The 16,090-nt window shown below is 26.4% G+C and carries 17 protein-coding genes; 14 read left to right on the top strand and 3 right to left on the bottom strand.

Annotation, left to right across the window (positions count from 1 at the left end; all coding sequences use genetic code 11):
- Positions 1 to 172: 172 nt before the first annotated feature.
- Positions 173 to 487, top strand: coding sequence for an MTH1187 family thiamine-binding protein (locus ASUIS_RS09655; protein ID WP_118886912.1), 315 nt, complete (start codon positions 173 to 175; stop codon positions 485 to 487).
- 1 nt (position 488) lies between these two features.
- On the opposite strand, the gene ASUIS_RS09650 is transcribed toward ASUIS_RS09655, so the two are convergent.
- The gene (locus ASUIS_RS09650; RefSeq protein ID WP_118886910.1) at positions 489 to 1,061 is read right to left on the bottom strand and encodes a ribonuclease HII; all 573 of its coding nucleotides are present in this window, start codon (positions 1,059 to 1,061) and stop codon (positions 489 to 491) included.
- A 93-nt stretch (positions 1,062 to 1,154) separates the two neighbouring features.
- On the opposite strand from ASUIS_RS09650, the gene ASUIS_RS09645 reads away from it, so the two are divergent.
- The 10 genes from ASUIS_RS09645 to ASUIS_RS09595 all read left to right on the top strand — a co-directional run bounded on the left by ASUIS_RS09645 (position 1,155) and on the right by ASUIS_RS09595 (position 12,176).
- Positions 1,155 to 2,258: an ABC transporter substrate-binding protein gene (locus tag ASUIS_RS09645; RefSeq protein WP_118886908.1), complete on the top strand. Its 1,104-nt coding sequence runs from the start codon at positions 1,155 to 1,157 to the stop codon at positions 2,256 to 2,258.
- Positions 2,255 to 4,402, top strand: a complete 2,148-nt coding sequence (locus tag ASUIS_RS09640; RefSeq protein ID WP_118886906.1) for an ATP-binding protein — start codon at positions 2,255 to 2,257, stop codon at positions 4,400 to 4,402. The genes ASUIS_RS09645 and ASUIS_RS09640 overlap by 4 nt, the downstream gene beginning before the upstream one ends.
- A gap of 63 nt (positions 4,403 to 4,465) precedes the next feature.
- Positions 4,466 to 7,042 (top strand): ATP-dependent Clp protease ATP-binding subunit, encoded by a 2,577-nt coding sequence (locus ASUIS_RS09635; protein ID WP_118886904.1) that lies wholly within the window; start codon positions 4,466 to 4,468, stop codon positions 7,040 to 7,042.
- Positions 7,043 to 7,107: 65 nt separating this feature from the next.
- Positions 7,108 to 7,242: a 50S ribosomal protein L34 gene (rpmH, locus tag ASUIS_RS09630; RefSeq protein WP_118886902.1), complete on the top strand. Its 135-nt coding sequence runs from the start codon at positions 7,108 to 7,110 to the stop codon at positions 7,240 to 7,242.
- Complete coding sequence (rnpA, locus tag ASUIS_RS13715) at positions 7,230 to 7,565, top strand: ribonuclease P protein component (RefSeq protein WP_192894434.1); 336 nt, start codon at positions 7,230 to 7,232, stop codon at positions 7,563 to 7,565. The genes rpmH and rnpA overlap by 13 nt, the downstream gene beginning before the upstream one ends.
- Positions 7,562 to 7,909: a membrane protein insertion efficiency factor YidD gene (yidD, locus tag ASUIS_RS09615; protein ID WP_118886900.1), complete on the top strand. Its 348-nt coding sequence runs from the start codon at positions 7,562 to 7,564 to the stop codon at positions 7,907 to 7,909. Before rnpA ends, yidD begins: the two co-directional genes overlap by 4 nt.
- Positions 7,887 to 9,509 carry a membrane protein insertase YidC gene (gene yidC / locus ASUIS_RS09610; protein ID WP_118886898.1) on the top strand — a complete coding sequence of 541 codons (1,623 nt, stop codon included), beginning with the start codon at positions 7,887 to 7,889 and terminating at the stop codon, positions 9,507 to 9,509. Before yidD ends, yidC begins: the two co-directional genes overlap by 23 nt.
- A gap of 9 nt (positions 9,510 to 9,518) precedes the next feature.
- Positions 9,519 to 10,391 (top strand): Jag N-terminal domain-containing protein, encoded by an 873-nt coding sequence (locus ASUIS_RS09605; protein WP_118886896.1) that lies wholly within the window; start codon positions 9,519 to 9,521, stop codon positions 10,389 to 10,391.
- 2 nt (positions 10,392 to 10,393) lie between these two features.
- Entirely contained in the window at positions 10,394 to 11,734 is a 1,341-nt protein-coding gene (gene mnmE / locus ASUIS_RS09600; protein WP_118886894.1) for a tRNA uridine-5-carboxymethylaminomethyl(34) synthesis GTPase MnmE, read from the top strand.
- A gap of 19 nt (positions 11,735 to 11,753) precedes the next feature.
- Complete coding sequence (locus ASUIS_RS09595) at positions 11,754 to 12,176, top strand: hypothetical protein (protein ID WP_118886892.1); 423 nt, start codon at positions 11,754 to 11,756, stop codon at positions 12,174 to 12,176.
- Positions 12,177 to 12,199: 23 nt separating this feature from the next.
- Here ASUIS_RS09595 and ASUIS_RS09590 read toward each other — a convergent pair whose 3' ends face one another.
- Entirely contained in the window at positions 12,200 to 12,682 is a 483-nt protein-coding gene (locus tag ASUIS_RS09590; protein ID WP_118886890.1) for a SixA phosphatase family protein, read from the bottom strand.
- 126 nt (positions 12,683 to 12,808) lie between these two features.
- Here ASUIS_RS09590 and ASUIS_RS09585 point away from each other — a divergent pair, with 126 nt between their 5' ends.
- The 3 genes from ASUIS_RS09585 (at position 12,809) to ASUIS_RS09575 (ending at position 15,549) form a co-directional block, all read left to right on the top strand.
- The gene (locus ASUIS_RS09585; RefSeq protein ID WP_118886888.1) at positions 12,809 to 13,723 is read left to right on the top strand and encodes a 5'-nucleotidase; all 915 of its coding nucleotides are present in this window, start codon (positions 12,809 to 12,811) and stop codon (positions 13,721 to 13,723) included.
- A gap of 54 nt (positions 13,724 to 13,777) precedes the next feature.
- The gene (gene htpX / locus ASUIS_RS09580; RefSeq protein ID WP_118886886.1) at positions 13,778 to 14,629 is read left to right on the top strand and encodes a zinc metalloprotease HtpX; all 852 of its coding nucleotides are present in this window, start codon (positions 13,778 to 13,780) and stop codon (positions 14,627 to 14,629) included.
- 116 nt (positions 14,630 to 14,745) lie between these two features.
- A complete protein-coding gene (locus ASUIS_RS09575) occupies positions 14,746 to 15,549 on the top strand; it encodes a D-alanyl-D-alanine carboxypeptidase family protein (RefSeq protein WP_118886884.1) in 804 nt (267 codons plus the stop codon).
- A 42-nt stretch (positions 15,550 to 15,591) separates the two neighbouring features.
- Here ASUIS_RS09575 and ASUIS_RS09570 read toward each other — a convergent pair whose 3' ends face one another.
- Positions 15,592 to 16,086 (bottom strand): hypothetical protein, encoded by a 495-nt coding sequence (locus ASUIS_RS09570; protein ID WP_118886882.1) that lies wholly within the window; start codon positions 16,084 to 16,086, stop codon positions 15,592 to 15,594.
- Positions 16,087 to 16,090: the final 4 nt, after the last annotated feature.

The following is a 16,090-nucleotide window of genomic DNA, read 5'->3' as shown; positions in this document are numbered from 1 at the left end:
ATTCTAATATATGTTATCAAAATTATTTTAAATTATAAATAAAAAATATATACTTCCTTAAAAGCTATTTGTATAATTTATAGTCAAAAAAATTAATATAAGAATTTAATAAAATAGCTATGTTATAATCCAACAACTAAATCAATACATTGTATTTAAAGGAATTATTTATATGTCAATATTATTAGAAATGTCTATGTTTCCTACTGATAAAAGCGAAAGTAAAAGCAAAGAAGTATCAGAAGTTATAAAAATTATAAGAGAAAGTGGAGCAAGTTATCAACTAACTGCAATGGCTACAATAATTGAAACAGATACTTTAAAAGAGGCTTTATCTTTAGTAGAAAAATGTTATCTAAAATTAGAAGAGTTAGGTTGTAATAGAGTTTATGCAACTTTAAAATTTGATATTAGAAAAGGACAAGATAATAGATTAAAAACCAAAATAGAATCTATTGAAAAACATATTGGAGAAGTTTCAAAATAGTCTAAAATAGACTCTTTTGAACTCCAATATCTTCTTCACCTAAAGCTTTTAATCTAAAACTATATCGGTGTTCACTACTTCTTCCAAATTGTTTTATGGCTTCAACGTGTGCTGCTGTTCCATAACCTTTGTGTTTATGAAAATCATAATTTGGAAAATCTTTTGCAATATTTAGCATATATCTATCACGGCTAACTTTTGCTAAAATAGAAGCAGCACTTACTTGTGGAACAGTAGCATCTGCTTTTATTTTACAAGTTAAATTTGATATTCCAAAAGTTGTGTTTCCATCCATTAAAAACAAATTACAATTATTTTTTAGATTTTCCATGATTTCCATAATAGAATTTTTAAGGCAAAAACTCAAACCTTTTTCATCGATTATTTTTGCATCTGTAAAAACTATATGATATTTTGACTTTTCAATTATCTCTTCAAAAAGTTTTTCTCTTTTTTTTTCACTTAAAACTTTTGAATCATTTAATCCAAATATTTCTTTTTCTAAAATAGCACCAGCTACAACTAACGGTCCAGCAATTGGTCCTCGTCCTGCTTCATCAATTCCACATAACATTTAAAATCCTATAAAAATAATTATTTTTTTAATTATAACATTTATATAAAAAAATTATATAATGAGATAGAAAACTTTTTGATTGGAATCTTTATGAAAAAGCTTTATATATTTCTTACAATAGCCCTATTTGCAGGAGTTTGTTTTTTATTCTTTTTCAAAAATTCCAAAGAACTTATAAAAATTGGTTTTGTTGGGGCTTTAACTGCAAAATATTCTGATTTAGGAAATCCTATGATGAATGGAATTATTTTAGCTTTTGAAGAAGAAAAATATGAAATCAATGGAAAAAGAATTGAACTTATTTTTAAAGACGATAAAAAAGATGAAGAAGTAAATAGGCAAATTGTAAATGATTTTATAAATCAAGGTATAAAAATAGTTATGGGAAATGTGACAAGTAGTATGTCAAAAATTTCTATGTCTATAATAAATAAGCATAAAGATATGTTTATGATTTCAGCAGCATCTGCTAGTAATGAATTTTCAGGAATTGATGATCAATTTTTTAGAGTTCATGTGGCAAATAATGAACAAAGATTTTCAACTTTTACAAAATATGTAAAAGATAATAATTATAAAAAAATATATGGAATTTACGACCCAGGTAATATTACATATACAAAAGATTATTTAGAAAATTTTGAAAAAAGTTTTATATCTAATGGCGGTGAAAATTTTATAAAATATGCTAAAACAGATGAGAATTTAGATGATTTAGTTCTTGATATAAATAATTTAAATCCAGATTTAGTTTTGATTTGTGCAAATTCCCTTGATGCATCAAGAGTTGTTCAATATCTCAGAATTAAAGGTATTAAGACACAAATTGCCTCTTCTGAATGGGCTATGACACCTGCTTTTATTGAAAATACAGGGAAATATAGTGAAGGAATTATTTTTAATATTGATTATGATGAAAATTCAAAAAGTGAAGATTTTATTAATTTTTCTAACAAATTTAAAAACAAATATAATATAGAACCCTCTTTATACGCTTCAAAAGGTTATGAATTAGCAAGAGTTGTAATTGAACTTCTAAAAATGGGAGAGCAAACTGAACTTAAGAAGAATTTATTAATAAAAAAAGAATTCAAAGGTTTGCAGGATATTATTGTTTTTGACCAATATGGGGATGTTGTTAGGAAATTTGATACATTTAAAGTAGTAAATGGAAAGTTTGAAAAAGTAGAATGAGAAAAGAAAAAAGCTTAAAAAAAGAGATTTTAATAATCTTAATATCATTTTCAATTTTTATTGCAATTAGTGTTGGATTAATAGCAATGATAAACTTTTATTTTTCTAAATTAAATATTATCCAGCATAATCAAAAACAAATTTTGTATCAAATTGAATCTGAAATGGATAAGTTTTTATCTAAAATATATAAAATCTCTTTTTATATAAAAAGTAATTATCAAGATAATAATACATTGTTAAAAAATATTGTTGATACAAATACAAATATTTCTAGTATTTTAGTCTTAAATAAAGATGGAATTATAGAAGATTTTTATGCTGCGACTAATTTGAAAATTTATAAAGGTTTTGATTATTCAAATCAAGAATATTTCAAAGGTATTAAAGAAAATGATGATTATTGGTCAAATGTTTTTTTATCAACAGTTGATGAAGAAGCAGCAATTTCATACAGTTTTAGACTTGATGATAAAGTAGTTGTTTTAATGGTTCAATTAAAAGAAATTTCTGATTTCATTTCAAGATTTAAAAATCAAGATAATACTCATATGGTTAAAATTTTTGATAGTAGTGGAACTGTAATTTTAAATCCAAATAATCCTGATTTAGTTTTACAAAGATTTAACGAAAAAAGTCAAAAAGTATTTACAGAATTGATTGATATTTTAGAACCTTATGACTTTGCAATGTTTTATTCAAATTCATTTGAAAATGAGCAATACGGAACTTATACTTCTATTGAAAAAACAGGTTGGAAAATAGTTGTACGAGAAAGTTATGAACTTATATTAAAATCATTAAATAGTATTATTTTTGGAATGATTTTTAGTATGATAACTTTTGTAATAGTTGCAACACTTTTATCTTTAAAAATTTCAAAAAGAATTTTTAAATCTTTTGATGATTTACAACAAACTACAGCAAGTATTGCCAATGGAAATTATAATATTGACATCAGAAAATCATATTACAATGAATTTAATATTTTATTAAATAGTTTTAATAAAATGAAAATAGAAATAGATAAAAGAGAAGATTCCCTAGAAGCATCTTTGAGTAGTTTTAAATCTTTATTTAACTCAACAATGGAAGTTATAGTAATACATGATAAAGGAATATGTGTTGATGCAAATAATGTCGCTATAAAATTTCTAAAATTAAATACTAAAAGTGAGCTAATAGGAAAAGATCTATTAGAATTTATTGATGATAAATATAAAGATTTATTAATAAAAAATTATAAAAAAAATACTTTACCTTATGAGTTTGATATTATTGTAAAAGGGATAAAACATACTTGTTTAGGACAAGAAAAATTTATTAAATTAAATGGAAAAAAAGTAAAACTTTCAACAATTATAGATATAACAGAATTAAAAGCTAAAGATAAATTACTTTTTCAACAATCAAAAATGGCATCAATGGGAGAAATGATAGGAAATATTGCCCACCAATGGAGACAACCATTAAGTGTAATTAGTACTTGTGCTAGTGGAATCAAATTTGAAAAAGAATTTAATCAAATTAGTGATGAAAGATTGTATGAATCCTTGGATTTAATAGTTGAAAACACTCAATATTTATCAAAAACTATTGATGATTTTAGAAATTTTTTTAAAGCAGATAAAATGATAGAAGACTTTTGTATAAATGAGAGTATTTTAAGAGTGTTGAAACTTTTAAAATCAAGTATACAAAATCATAATATTCAAGTAGAAACCCATTTAAATGAAGATTTGATTATAAATGGTTATCCAAATGAATTTTTACAAGTTTTGGTAAATATTATAAATAATGCAAAAGATGCTTTAATGACACAAGATGTAAATGCAAGATTTATGAATATTAAAACTTTTATTAAAAATAAAAGATGTGTTATAGAAGTAAATGATAATGGTGGTGGAGTTGATGAAACAATAGTTTCAAAAATATTTGATCCTTATTTTACAACAAAACACAAATCTCAAGGAACAGGAATAGGGCTTTATATGTCCCACCAAATAGTAGTTGAACATATGAAAGGAAGTATTTATGCTAAAAATATCGAATTTATTAAAGATAAAAAAAATTATAAAGGATGCTCTTTAGTAATTGTTTTACCAATAAAAGAAAATCAGGATTTAGAGGATTATATTATATAACTTGACAATCATTGACTCAAGTGATATAATTTTATTAGCAGTTAAATTAAAGGAGTGCTAGATATGAATAAAATTTTTGAAAAACTAACAAATCAACTTACAGAAACAATAGACTCAAGTATAGCTTTAGCTTTACACAATAAAAACCAAGAGGTTGAAGTAATACATTTACTTTGGGCATTGTTATCAAATACAAATTCGGTTTTAAATCAGTTATTAAATAAAATGAATGTAAATAAAGTAGCAATTGAACTTGAAGCAAAATCATATACTTCAAAACTAGCAAGTGTTTCAAGTGTTACAAAAGAGAGTATAAAATTATCAAGAAATCTTCTTTCTTCCTTACAAAATGCAGAAGGATTAATGGCAAGTTTTGGAGATAAATTTATAGCTGTTGATACATGGCTTATTTCAAATCTTGATTCTTCTGTAATCAAAGATGTATTAGGAAAATATGTAGATTTAAAAGAAGCAAAAAAAGAACTTGAAGCAATGCGTGCTGGGAAAACTATTGATAGTAATAGTGGAGATGAAAATCTTGAAGCTTTAAATAAATATGGAATAGATTTAAATAAAAAAGCAATTGATGGACTTCTTGACCCAGTTATTGGAAGAGATGAACAAATCAGCAGAATGATGCAAATCTTAATTAGAAAAACAAAAAACAATCCAATTTTAATTGGAGAACCAGGAACTGGAAAAACAGCAATCGCTGAAGGTCTTGCTCAAAAAATAGTAAATAAAGATGTTCCTACATCACTATTAAATAAAAGAGTAATTACTTTAGATATGAGTTCAATGATTGCAGGTGCAAAATATAGAGGTGAATTTGAAGATAGACTAAAATCAGTTATTGATGAAGTTAAAAAAGCTGGAAATATAATTTTATTTATTGATGAGATTCACACAATCATTGGAGCAGGTGCAAGTGAAGGTTCTATGGATGCAGCTAATATTTTAAAACCATCATTAGCAAGGGGTGAATTACATACAATTGGTGCAACAACTTTAAAAGAGTATAGAAAGTATTTTGAAAAAGATACAGCAATGCAAAGAAGATTTCAACCAATAAATGTAAATGAACCAAGTGTTAATGAAGCTTTGCAAATATTAAGAGGAATAAAAGAAAAACTTGAAACTCACCATAATGTAACTATAAATGATAGTGCATTGGTTGCAGCTGCAAAATTATCAAATAGATACATTACAGATAGATTTTTACCAGATAAAGCAATTGACTTAATAGATGAAGCAGCGGCTGAACTTAAAATGCAAATTGAGAGTGAACCAAATGCCTTATCTTCTATAAAAAGAGAGATTCAAACTTTAAATGTTGAAAAAGAAGCTCTAAAAATGGAAGAGGGCAAAAAAAATGAAGAAAGAATTGTTCAAATAGAAAAAGAACTTGCCGATAAAAATGAAGAAAAACAAAATTTAGAAGCAAGATTTGCAAATGAAAAAGAGACTTTTAACATAACAAGTGAGTTAAAAGTAAAAATTGATGAATTAAAAAATAGAGCAAATATCGCAAAACGAGAATCAAACTTTGAAAAAGCAGCTCAAATAGAGTATGGAGAAATTCCAACTTTAGAAGCAAAAATAAAAGAGAATGAAGAAAAATGGAAAAGAATGCAAAAAGAGGGAACTCTTTTAAGAAATTCTGTTGATGAAGAAGCAATTGCAAGTATTGTTTCAAGATGGACAGGAATTCCTGTTAATAAAATGATGGACTCAGAAAAACAAAAAGTTTTAATGGTTGAAGAAGTTCTAAAAAAAGATGTAATAGGACAAGATGAAGCATTAAAAGCAATTAGCCGAGCAATAAAAAGAAATAAAGCTGGACTAAGTGAAACGAATAGACCAATTGGAAGTTTCTTATTTTTAGGACCAACTGGAGTTGGAAAAACTGAAAGTGCAAAAACTTTAGCAAAATTCTTATTTGATGACCCAAAATCACTTATTAGATTTGATATGAGTGAATATATGGAAAAACACGCTGTTTCAAGACTTGTAGGTGCAGCTCCAGGTTATGTTGGGTACGAAGAGGGCGGTCAATTAACAGAGGCTGTTAGAAGAAAACCTTATAGTGTAATTTTATTTGATGAGGTTGAAAAAGCTCATCCTGATGTATTTAATATTTTATTACAAGTTTTAGATGATGGAAGATTAACTGATAACAAAGGTGTAACAGTTGATTTTAAAAATACAATTATTATTTTAACTTCAAATATTGGAAGTGCAAGAATAATTGAAATTTCTGATAAAGAAGAGAGAAGAAAAGCTGTTTTAAATGAATTAAAAAATCATTTTAGACCAGAATTTCTAAATAGACTTGATGATATTGTAATTTTTGAGCAATTAAATTTAGCCGCAATTACAAATATTGTAGATATTTTATTTAATAATATTAAGAAAAAAGTTGAAGAAAAAGATATAAAAATTTCTTTAACACAAAATGCAAAAGAGTATATTGCAAAAATTGGATTTGATCCAGTTTATGGTGCAAGACCATTAAAACGTGCTATTTATGAGATAGTTGAAGATAAATTAGCTGATTTAATTTTAGAAGATAAAATAGGTGAAGGAAGCACTATTGACTTTGATGTTGTAGATAATGAAGTAATTGTTAAAATAAACTAAAGAATATTTAAGTAAGTTTTAACTATAATCCCCAACTTATTTAGTGAATATAGAGGAAATCTAAGATGAAAAGAACGTATCAACCACACAATACTCCAAGAAAAAGAACTCACGGGTTCAGAGTAAGAATGGCTACTAAAAATGGTAGAAGAGTTATTAACGCAAGAAGAGCTAAAGGTAGACATAAATTAGCTGTTTAAATAAAGAACATCGACTTAATAGTTCGAGAGACTTTAACAAACTATATAAAAGCGGCAAAAGATGGCACACCACCAGCTTTGTCGCTTTTTTTAGTTCTAGCCCTACATTAAAAGCTGCTTTTGTTACTTCAAAAAAAGTAGGAAATGCTGTGAATAGAAATAAAGCAAGAAGAAGAATGCGTGCTTTATTTGCTTCTTATGAAAAACAATTATTAATTGGTAATTATATATTTGTTGCAAAAATTGAACTACATGATAAAAATTTTCTACAGTTAAAAAAAGATTTTGATTTTGCATTAAAAAGATTAGAAGTCTTACAATGAAAACAATTTTTAAATATTTGATAAGATTTTATCAAAAATATTTAACAATTTTATCTTTCGGATCATGCAGATATTATCCAACTTGTTCCCAGTATGCATTGTGGCAATTGGACAATAATACTTTTTTTAAGGCGATTTATTTTACAATAACGCGAATATTAAAGTGTAATCAACTTTTTGATGGTGGATTTGATTATCCAATCATTAAGTTAAACGCAAATCAAAATATCAATTTTGAAAAAATCAAAATAAAATATTGGTATATTCCATTAGAAAATGGTAAGTATTTAGTAGTAAAGAATCGGGAGTGGAAAAAAAAGAATGAACAACATGAATCAAAATAACGGTATGCAAAAACGAATGTTAATTATGACATTGGTAGTTTTTGTATTTTTCATAGCTTACGAGTTTTTGGTTTTAAAACCACAACAAGAAGCCAAAGCAGCCCTTGTTAAACAAGAACAAGCACAAAAGCAAAATGTTGCTCCAGAAGTAAATGCACTTGATGCAAAAATGCTAACAACTGATGTAAATGGTAATCCAGTAAATATGTCAAAATCAGTTGATGCATTATCATCAAAAGTTGTGGCAAGTTCTGAAATAGTTTCTGTGATTAAAACAGCTAAAAATATTATAGAAATTGATAATTTAGGTAGAGTTGCTCAAGTTACATTACTTGAAGAGAAATATAAAGACGAAAATGGTAATCAAATTAAACTATTTGAAGCAAACCAATTAAGACCACTTGAAATTAGATTTGCAGATGTAAATTTAAATACAGAGGCTTTTAAAGTTTCAGTGATTGCAAGTTCTTCAAATGTTGATGCTACAACTTCTACTCAAGAACTTATTTTAACTCAAAATTTAAATGGAACAGTTTTAACAAAAAAATTAACTATTTATTCAGATGGACATTATGATTTAAATGTTAGTGCGACAAATGACAAACAGTTTTTTATTACAAATGGATTTAGACCAAATGTATTAGCTGATATGTATGCAGTTCATGGATTTATATCAAAATTAAATGATAATACACTAAAAACAATTGAAGATGGTGATTCAGATAAAAATGAAAATATTGTTGGAGCAAAATTTATCTCTAGTTTTGATAGATATTATGCAACAGTTATTTACAATTTTGACAAATCACTAAATGTAACTTTAATGCCGGATACTTCTTCAAATCCACAAGGATTTATTCATGGAGGAACGGATGTATCTTTTTCTGGATTTATTGGACCTAAAAATCATCGAGATTTAAATGCTTTAAATCCTGAATTAATTGATGTAATTGATTATGGTTGGTTTACATTTATTGCAAAACCAATGTTTTTATTATTACAATTTATTCAAGGTTATGTTGGAAATTGGGGTTGGACAATTGTTATTTTAACAATTTTGATTAAATTAGTACTTTATCCTTTATCATACAAAGGTATGGTATCTATGCAAAAGTTAAAAGATTTAGCTCCAAAAATGAAAGAAATTCAAGTTAAATATAAAGATGATAAACAAAAACAATCTATGCATATGATGGAACTTTATAAAAAACATGGTGCAAATCCAATGGGTGGATGTTTACCATTAATTTTACAAATTCCAGTATTTTTTGCAATATATAGAGTTTTATTAAATGCTATTGAATTAAAAGGTGCAGATTGGATTTTCTGGGTACACGATTTAGCTGAGATGGATCCATATTTTGTTTTACCTATTTTAATGGGTGTTACAATGTTTTTACAACAAAAAATTACACCAAATACTATGCAAGATGAAATGCAAAAGAAAATATTCCAATTTTTACCAGTTGTTTTCACATTCTTCTTCTTATGGTTCCCAGCAGGACTTACGTTATACTGGTTTATAAATAATTTATTTACAATCGGTCAACAATACTATATTAATAGTATATTCGAAAGAAAAAGAGCTGAAAAAAATTAGGAACTTAATATGAAAAAGTTTGAAGCGAATTGTCTAGAAAAGGTCTATGAATTGGCCACTGCGGAATTTAATTGTTCTATTACTGAATTAGAAATAGAAGTTATCCAACAACCAAGTAAAGGTTTTCTTGGTTTTGGTAAAAAAAATGCCATTATACAAGTTTGTTTTAAAGATAATTGTAGAACATATGTTCAAGAAACAAAAATTTTTAAAAACAAAGATGTAAGAATTCAAGAAGTATCAGAAAGAATTGAATATTCAAATCAAAAAGAAGAAAGAAATCTTTTACAAAAAGAAGATAAAAATGAATCTTCATGTTGTGTTCCAAAAGTTGAATCTAAAGATAGAATTTTTGATAAATTTTATTATGAAGAATCACAAGGTGAAATTTCAAAAATAATTATTAAAAAAGATAAAGAAAAAATTTTAAAAGAAGTTGAAGAAGGGATTCATTTATTATTTGATAATACTTGTTATTGCCTTGATAGAATTAATGTTGAATTTTATGATGAAGAGACTTTATATATTGAGTTTTTAGGTGAAGATTCAGCTTTATTAATTGGAAAAGAAGGTTATAGATATAAAGCATTATCATATATTTTATTTAATTGGATAAATGAAAAATATGGCTTAATGTTAAGACTTGAAGTTGCACAATTTTTGAAAAATCAAGAAGAAGCAATTTATACATATCTTGAACCAATTATAGAAATAATAAAAGAAAAAGGTACATTTAAAACTAAACCTTTAGATGGTATTTTAGTTCATATTGCTTTAAAAAAATTAAGAGAAGAGTTTCCTGACAAATATGTTGCTGTTAAAACAAATGTTAGAGGCGATAAATATGTACTTGTTAATGAATATAGAGCAAGAGAAATTTAATCTTGTTTGATGATGCTACAATTGTTGCAATTGCAACAGCCAATGGAATTGGCTCTATTTCAATAGTTAGAATTTCAGGAGTTAATGCTCTTGAAATTGCTACAAAAATTTCAAAAAAAACAACTTTTCAACCAAGACTTGCAACTCTTTCTTCATTGTATGATATAAATAATGAAGTAATAGATGAAGCATTAGTTATATATTTTAAAGCACCATTCTCATTTACAGGTGAAGATGTAATTGAGTTTCAATGTCACGGTGGAGTTGCAATTGCAAATATGCTTGTAAATGAAGCTTTAAAACATGGAGCTAGAATTGCAAATCCTGGAGAATTTTCAAAACGAGCTTTTTTTAATAATAAAATAGATTTAACAAAAGCAGAAGCAATTTCAAAAATTATAGAAGCCAGAAGTGAAGATGCTGTAAAATTATTGGCAAGACAACTAAAAGGTGAACTTACTCATTTTGTAAATGAAATAAGAGAAGATTTACTTTTTATGTTAGCTTACACAGAAGTTTCAATTGATTATGCAGAAGATGATTTACCAAAAGATATTTTTGAGCAAATCAAAAATAAAATGGAAAAAATAATCGTAAAATTATCTAATACTTTGGATGCAAGTAGAAGAAGAGAGGGAATGATTGAAGGCTTTAAAGTAGCAATCATTGGAAAACCAAATGTTGGTAAGTCTTCACTTTTAAATAAGCTTTTAAACTATGACCGAGCTATTATTTCAGATATTGCAGGAACAACAAGAGATACTATTGAAGAGTCTGTAAAAATTGGAACACACATTATAAAGATTGTGGACACTGCTGGAATTAGAGATGCAAGTGATGTTATAGAAAAAATAGGAATTGAAAAATCTATTCAAGCAATAAATGAAGCAGATATTGTAATAGCTTTATTTGATAATAGTAAAGTTTGTGATGATGAAGATGAAAAAATAATTCAATTAATAGAAGAAAATTCTAATAAACAAATCTTAAAAGTTTTAAATAAATCAGATTTACAAAATCTTTTTGATAAAACAAAAATAGATGATTTTATAGAGTTATCAACTAAAGAAGATATTAATCCTTTGATTAAAAAAATAGAAATTATTTTAGATTCAAATACTCATAGTGATGAGATGACATTGATTTCAAAAAGACAGATTTTATCTGTTGAAAATACACTTTATAATATAGAATTATCAAAGAATCCACTTGATTCTGGCGAATTAGAATTTTTTGCTCATTATATAACTGAAGCATTAGAACAAATTTCGTCAATTACAAGACCTTATGAAAATGACCAAATGTTGGATGTTATGTTTGGTGAATTTTGTTTAGGTAAATAATCACTAAATAGGGAAAAAAATGAAAAAATATTTTATATTAATTTTATTATTTATAAGTTTTGGAATTACTAATTTATTAGCTGACCAATGGGATGGTTTTTTTAAAGCAACAGGCTTTCCAAGAAAAGTAGTTGATAATGGTTCAGTTGTAAAAGGAAAATTATATGATGCAACAGTTACATATCAAATTTCAAATAATGATGGAATAAAAGGAAATTTTGAAAATAGTGATAGTGCAAAAGTTACTGTTACTAGTAAAAAAGGTAAAGTGATTTCTACAAAAAAATATATGACAGCCACTGAATTAAGAACTTGGGCAAGAGAAAACTTTACTGATATATTTAGTTCTGTTATTGGAGATAATCCACAAATTACATCTGAAAATATAAAAGAGTTAACACAATTAGCTTCAGTTGTTCTTTTAAATAAAAATCTAGATTAAGTAATAAAGTCTCTTTGACTTTATTACATATTTGGAAATTCATAAGAAATTAGTTTTGCATTTTCTTTACAAATATCAATCCATGAATCACAATCAAAATCTATTTCCATAATAGCACCCATTTGGAATTTTTCTTTAAATCCTACTAGTGTAATTGCAAGGGCTGTTAATGATGGATTATGTCCTACTAAAAGCATTGAATCAACAGTATCAAAAGTATAAGTAATAGTTTCTAATAACTCATTAACAAAAGCCATATATAAGACTTCATTTAACATTACGGTTTTGTTATATTTTAGAGCCTCAGCAAATATTTCAGCGGTTTTTTTTGTTCTTGCAGCAGGACTTGCAACTATTAAATCAATTGGTAAGTTTTTTGAGGCAAAGATTTTTGACATACCTTCTGCATTTTTAATTCCTTCTGGACTTAACTCTCTGTCATAGTCATCTTGTTGTAATTGTTCATCTTCTTTTTGCGCATGTCTTACAATGTAAAGTTTTTTCATTTTCTCTCTTAATTTAAAAAATAATAATTTATTTTAAGTTATTTTTGCTTCTTTTTATATAAAATAAGCTACTTTATTCATACATTAGTTTTATGATTACACAATTAAAAAATAAAAGGTTCAGTTTTGGGATATGATTTAAATAAAAAATTAGTAATTGCAATTTCTTCAAGAGCATTATTTAATCTTGAGGATGAAAATAAGATTTTTGAGGAAAAAGGTCTTGATGAATATTATAAATATCAAATAGAAAATGAAGATTTATTACCAAAAAAAGGTACTGCTTTTAGACTTGTAAAAAAACTTTTAAAAATAAATGATGATTTTCCAAATGATAAACAAGTTGAAGTAATAATTATGTCAAGAAATAATTCTGCTACAAGTCTTAGAATTACAAAATCAATAGAAAAATATAAACTTGATATTCAAAGGTCAGCTTGGAGTGGGGGAGATGATATATCTAAATATTTGAAACCTTTTAAAGTAGACTTGTTTTTATCAGCAAATGAGCAAGATGTTCAAAATGCCATAAATGAGGGAATTGCAGCTGCTAGGATTTTACCTTATGAAGAGAAAGAAAATGGACACTCAAATCAAGTTAAAATTGCCTTTGATGGTGATGCTGTTTTATTTTCAGAAGAGTCAGAAATAGTTTATAAAACACAAGGTTTAGAAGCATTTTTAGCTTATGAAAAACAAAATGCTTCAAATGCTATGAAGAGTGGACCATTTGCTCAACTTTTAAAACTTATTTCAAATATTCAAGCAAAATATCCACATGAACAAACTCCAATTAGAACAGCTTTAATAACTGCAAGAAATTCACCAGCCCATGAAAGAGTAATAAGAACACTTTCAGACTGGAATGTAAGACTTGATGAAGCATTTTTTTTAGGTGGTGTTGATAAATATGAAGTTGTAAAAGCTTTTGGTGCAGATATATTTTTTGATGATCAAGATGTTCACTTAGAAAGTACATCAAAAGTAACTCCTAGTGCAAAAGTTCCATATCAAAAAGAGTCAATTTTGAACAATATCTAGTTTAATTTTTATTAACTAATATTTGTTAGAATACAAAAAAATTAGGAGAATATAATGGAACAAATCAAAACAGTTTTTTTACTTACTTTCCTTACTGTTATATTTGTATTTTTGGGTTACTCTTTTGGTGGAACAAGTGGGATGTTAATAGCATTTTTAATGGCTGGTGGTATGAATTTTTATGCCTATTATTATTCGGACCAACAAGTTTTAAAACATTATAATGCAACACCTATTGAAGATACGAGACATCCTGTTTATAGAATTACTCAAAGATTAACACAAAAAGTAGGGCTTCCAATGCCTAAAGTTTATTTAATACCTGATCATACTCCAAATGCTTTTGCAACAGGAAGAGACCATGAACATGCAGCTATTGCTGTTACAATGGGTTTATATGAAATGTTAAATGAAAAAGAGTTAGAAGGAGTAATTGCCCATGAATTATCACATATAAAACATTATGACATTTTAATTGGAACAATTGCCGCTGTATTTGCTGGAGCAATAGCAATGATTGCAAATATGATGCAATTTGGAGCTATGTTTGGTGGAAATAATAAACAAGGTTCTAATCCAATTATGATGATAGCAATGGCTATTTTATTGCCACTTGCAGCATCAATTATTCAAATGACAGTAAGTAGAAGTAGAGAATTTATGGCTGATGAAGGAGCTGCTAGAATGACTGAAAATCCAGCTGGTCTTCAAAGTGCTTTAGCCAAACTTGAAAATTATGCAAGAAGTGGACATGAAATTCATAATGCAACAGAACAAACAGCACACATGTTTATTATTAATCCATTTTCAGGATTAAAAACAACTCTTGGAAGTTTATTCAGAACACATCCAACTACACAAGATAGAATAGCAAGACTTGAAGAATTAAAAAAAGAGTTTAAATAATTATAATTATTTATATTTAATATTAGTTTACTTGTAGTATACTACATTACTTTAAGTTGTATTTAGACTATAAAAAACATTTTTAATTAAATGTAATTTTCAAACTAGGTTGTATTATGAGATTTTTATTAGCGGTTTTATGTTTTATGTTTATCCCCACTTTATTGTTTTCAGATAGTGCAGATGTTTTTCATAAAATTGAAAAAGATTTAGATTCAATAATCGTTAAAGATCTAAATAAAAAGAAATTGATATTTACAAAAGGTGAAAATCAAAGATTAAGTCCTGCTAGTTTAACTAAAATTATGACTGCAATGCTTGCTATTGAAAGTGGGAAAATGAATAGTGTAGTTACTATTACAGCTGAAATGAAAAAAGTTGAACCTACAATTGCAAATTTTCAAGTTGGTGAAAAATTTTATTTAAAAGATTTAGTTCATGCAGCTTTGATTAGATCTGCAAATGATGCAGCAAATGCTATTGCAATTTATTTAGGAAAAGGGAACAAACAATTGTTTGTAAATATGATGAATATTAAAGCAAAACAATTAGGTATGATAAATACAAATTTCACAAATCCTTGTGGTTTTGATGCTGGAAATCACAGATCAACAGCTAGAGATTTATTGATACTTACTGAATACGCAATAAAAAATCTAACATTCAATTCTATAGTTAAATTAGATAAATACTCTTTTTCTGCATTGAATACAAATAAAAAATATTTTTTTACTACAAGTAATAAACTTTTAAAAGATGATCCTTATGTAGTAGGTGTAAAAACGGGATATACAAATAAAGCGGGAGCTTGTTTAATTGCGAGAGCTAAAAAAGGTAATCAAGATATATTAATGGTTATGTTAAACGCAAATAATAGATGGCCAAATGCTAAAAAAGCATTAGATGCAGCAATAAATTAAAAGTAAAAAAGCAACTCAATTATTTTGAGTTGCTTTTTATTTTTAAAGTTTATTTAAACTTCCTTCTTCAATAAATATTTTTACTTCTTGTCCAGGATTTAATCCATATAAACTTTGTTTGTAATCTGTTTCACTTGATTTTTGATCATCTCTTTTTTCTACTTCTTTTTTAGATAAATCTATACCAACATAGTTATCTTTCATAACCCAAGCTTTAACATCTCTTGACTCGTATTCTTCACCATCAATTGTACAATTCATTTTAGAAATTTTTGTACTTGCAATATATTTATCAGTTGATTTTGCTTCACCTAAAATTCTACAATTATCTGTTCCTAAAATAATTGGAGTTACATCGTTATTTAAACTTTTAATACCAGACATTAATTTTGCTGATGTATATTGGAGAGGTTTAATTATGTAACCATCATTTTTTTTAATTACATCTACATTATATCTTGGTCCTGTTGGAACTTCTTTTGATGAACATCCTGCAATTAAAATTCCTACAGAAATAATTGAAATTATTTTAAACATTGAC

The sequence above is a fragment of the Arcobacter suis CECT 7833 genome, from assembly GCF_003544815.1.
Lineage (GTDB): Bacteria > Campylobacterota > Campylobacteria > Campylobacterales > Arcobacteraceae > Aliarcobacter > Aliarcobacter suis.
The sequence above is the reverse complement of the archived record's forward strand: the minus strand, read 5'-3'. Positions and strand labels throughout refer to the sequence as shown.

Bases quoted from the DNA above. Each gene is read 5' to 3' on its own strand.
- yidC (WP_118886898.1), top strand. From the start codon at position 7,887: ATGAACAACATGAATCAAAATAACGGTATGCAAAAACGAATGTTAATT.
- rpmH (WP_118886902.1), top strand. From the start codon at position 7,108: ATGAAAAGAACGTATCAACCACACAATACTCCAAGAAAAAGAACTCAC.
- ASUIS_RS09655 (WP_118886912.1), top strand. From the start codon at position 173: ATGTCAATATTATTAGAAATGTCTATGTTTCCTACTGATAAAAGCGAA.
- ASUIS_RS09605 (WP_118886896.1), top strand. From the start codon at position 9,519: ATGAAAAAGTTTGAAGCGAATTGTCTAGAAAAGGTCTATGAATTGGCC.
- htpX (WP_118886886.1), top strand. From the start codon at position 13,778: ATGGAACAAATCAAAACAGTTTTTTTACTTACTTTCCTTACTGTTATA.
- ASUIS_RS09635 (WP_118886904.1), top strand. From the start codon at position 4,466: ATGAATAAAATTTTTGAAAAACTAACAAATCAACTTACAGAAACAATA.
- ASUIS_RS09575 (WP_118886884.1), top strand. From the start codon at position 14,746: ATGAGATTTTTATTAGCGGTTTTATGTTTTATGTTTATCCCCACTTTA.
- ASUIS_RS09640 (WP_118886906.1), top strand. From the start codon at position 2,255: ATGAGAAAAGAAAAAAGCTTAAAAAAAGAGATTTTAATAATCTTAATA.
- ASUIS_RS09590 (WP_118886890.1), bottom strand. From the start codon at position 12,682: ATGAAAAAACTTTACATTGTAAGACATGCGCAAAAAGAAGATGAACAA.
- yidD (WP_118886900.1), top strand. From the start codon at position 7,562: ATGAAAACAATTTTTAAATATTTGATAAGATTTTATCAAAAATATTTA.
- ASUIS_RS09570 (WP_118886882.1), bottom strand. From the start codon at position 16,086: ATGTTTAAAATAATTTCAATTATTTCTGTAGGAATTTTAATTGCAGGA.
- ASUIS_RS09645 (WP_118886908.1), top strand. From the start codon at position 1,155: ATGAAAAAGCTTTATATATTTCTTACAATAGCCCTATTTGCAGGAGTT.
- ASUIS_RS09595 (WP_118886892.1), top strand. From the start codon at position 11,754: ATGAAAAAATATTTTATATTAATTTTATTATTTATAAGTTTTGGAATT.
- ASUIS_RS09650 (WP_118886910.1), bottom strand. From the start codon at position 1,061: ATGTTATGTGGAATTGATGAAGCAGGACGAGGACCAATTGCTGGACCG.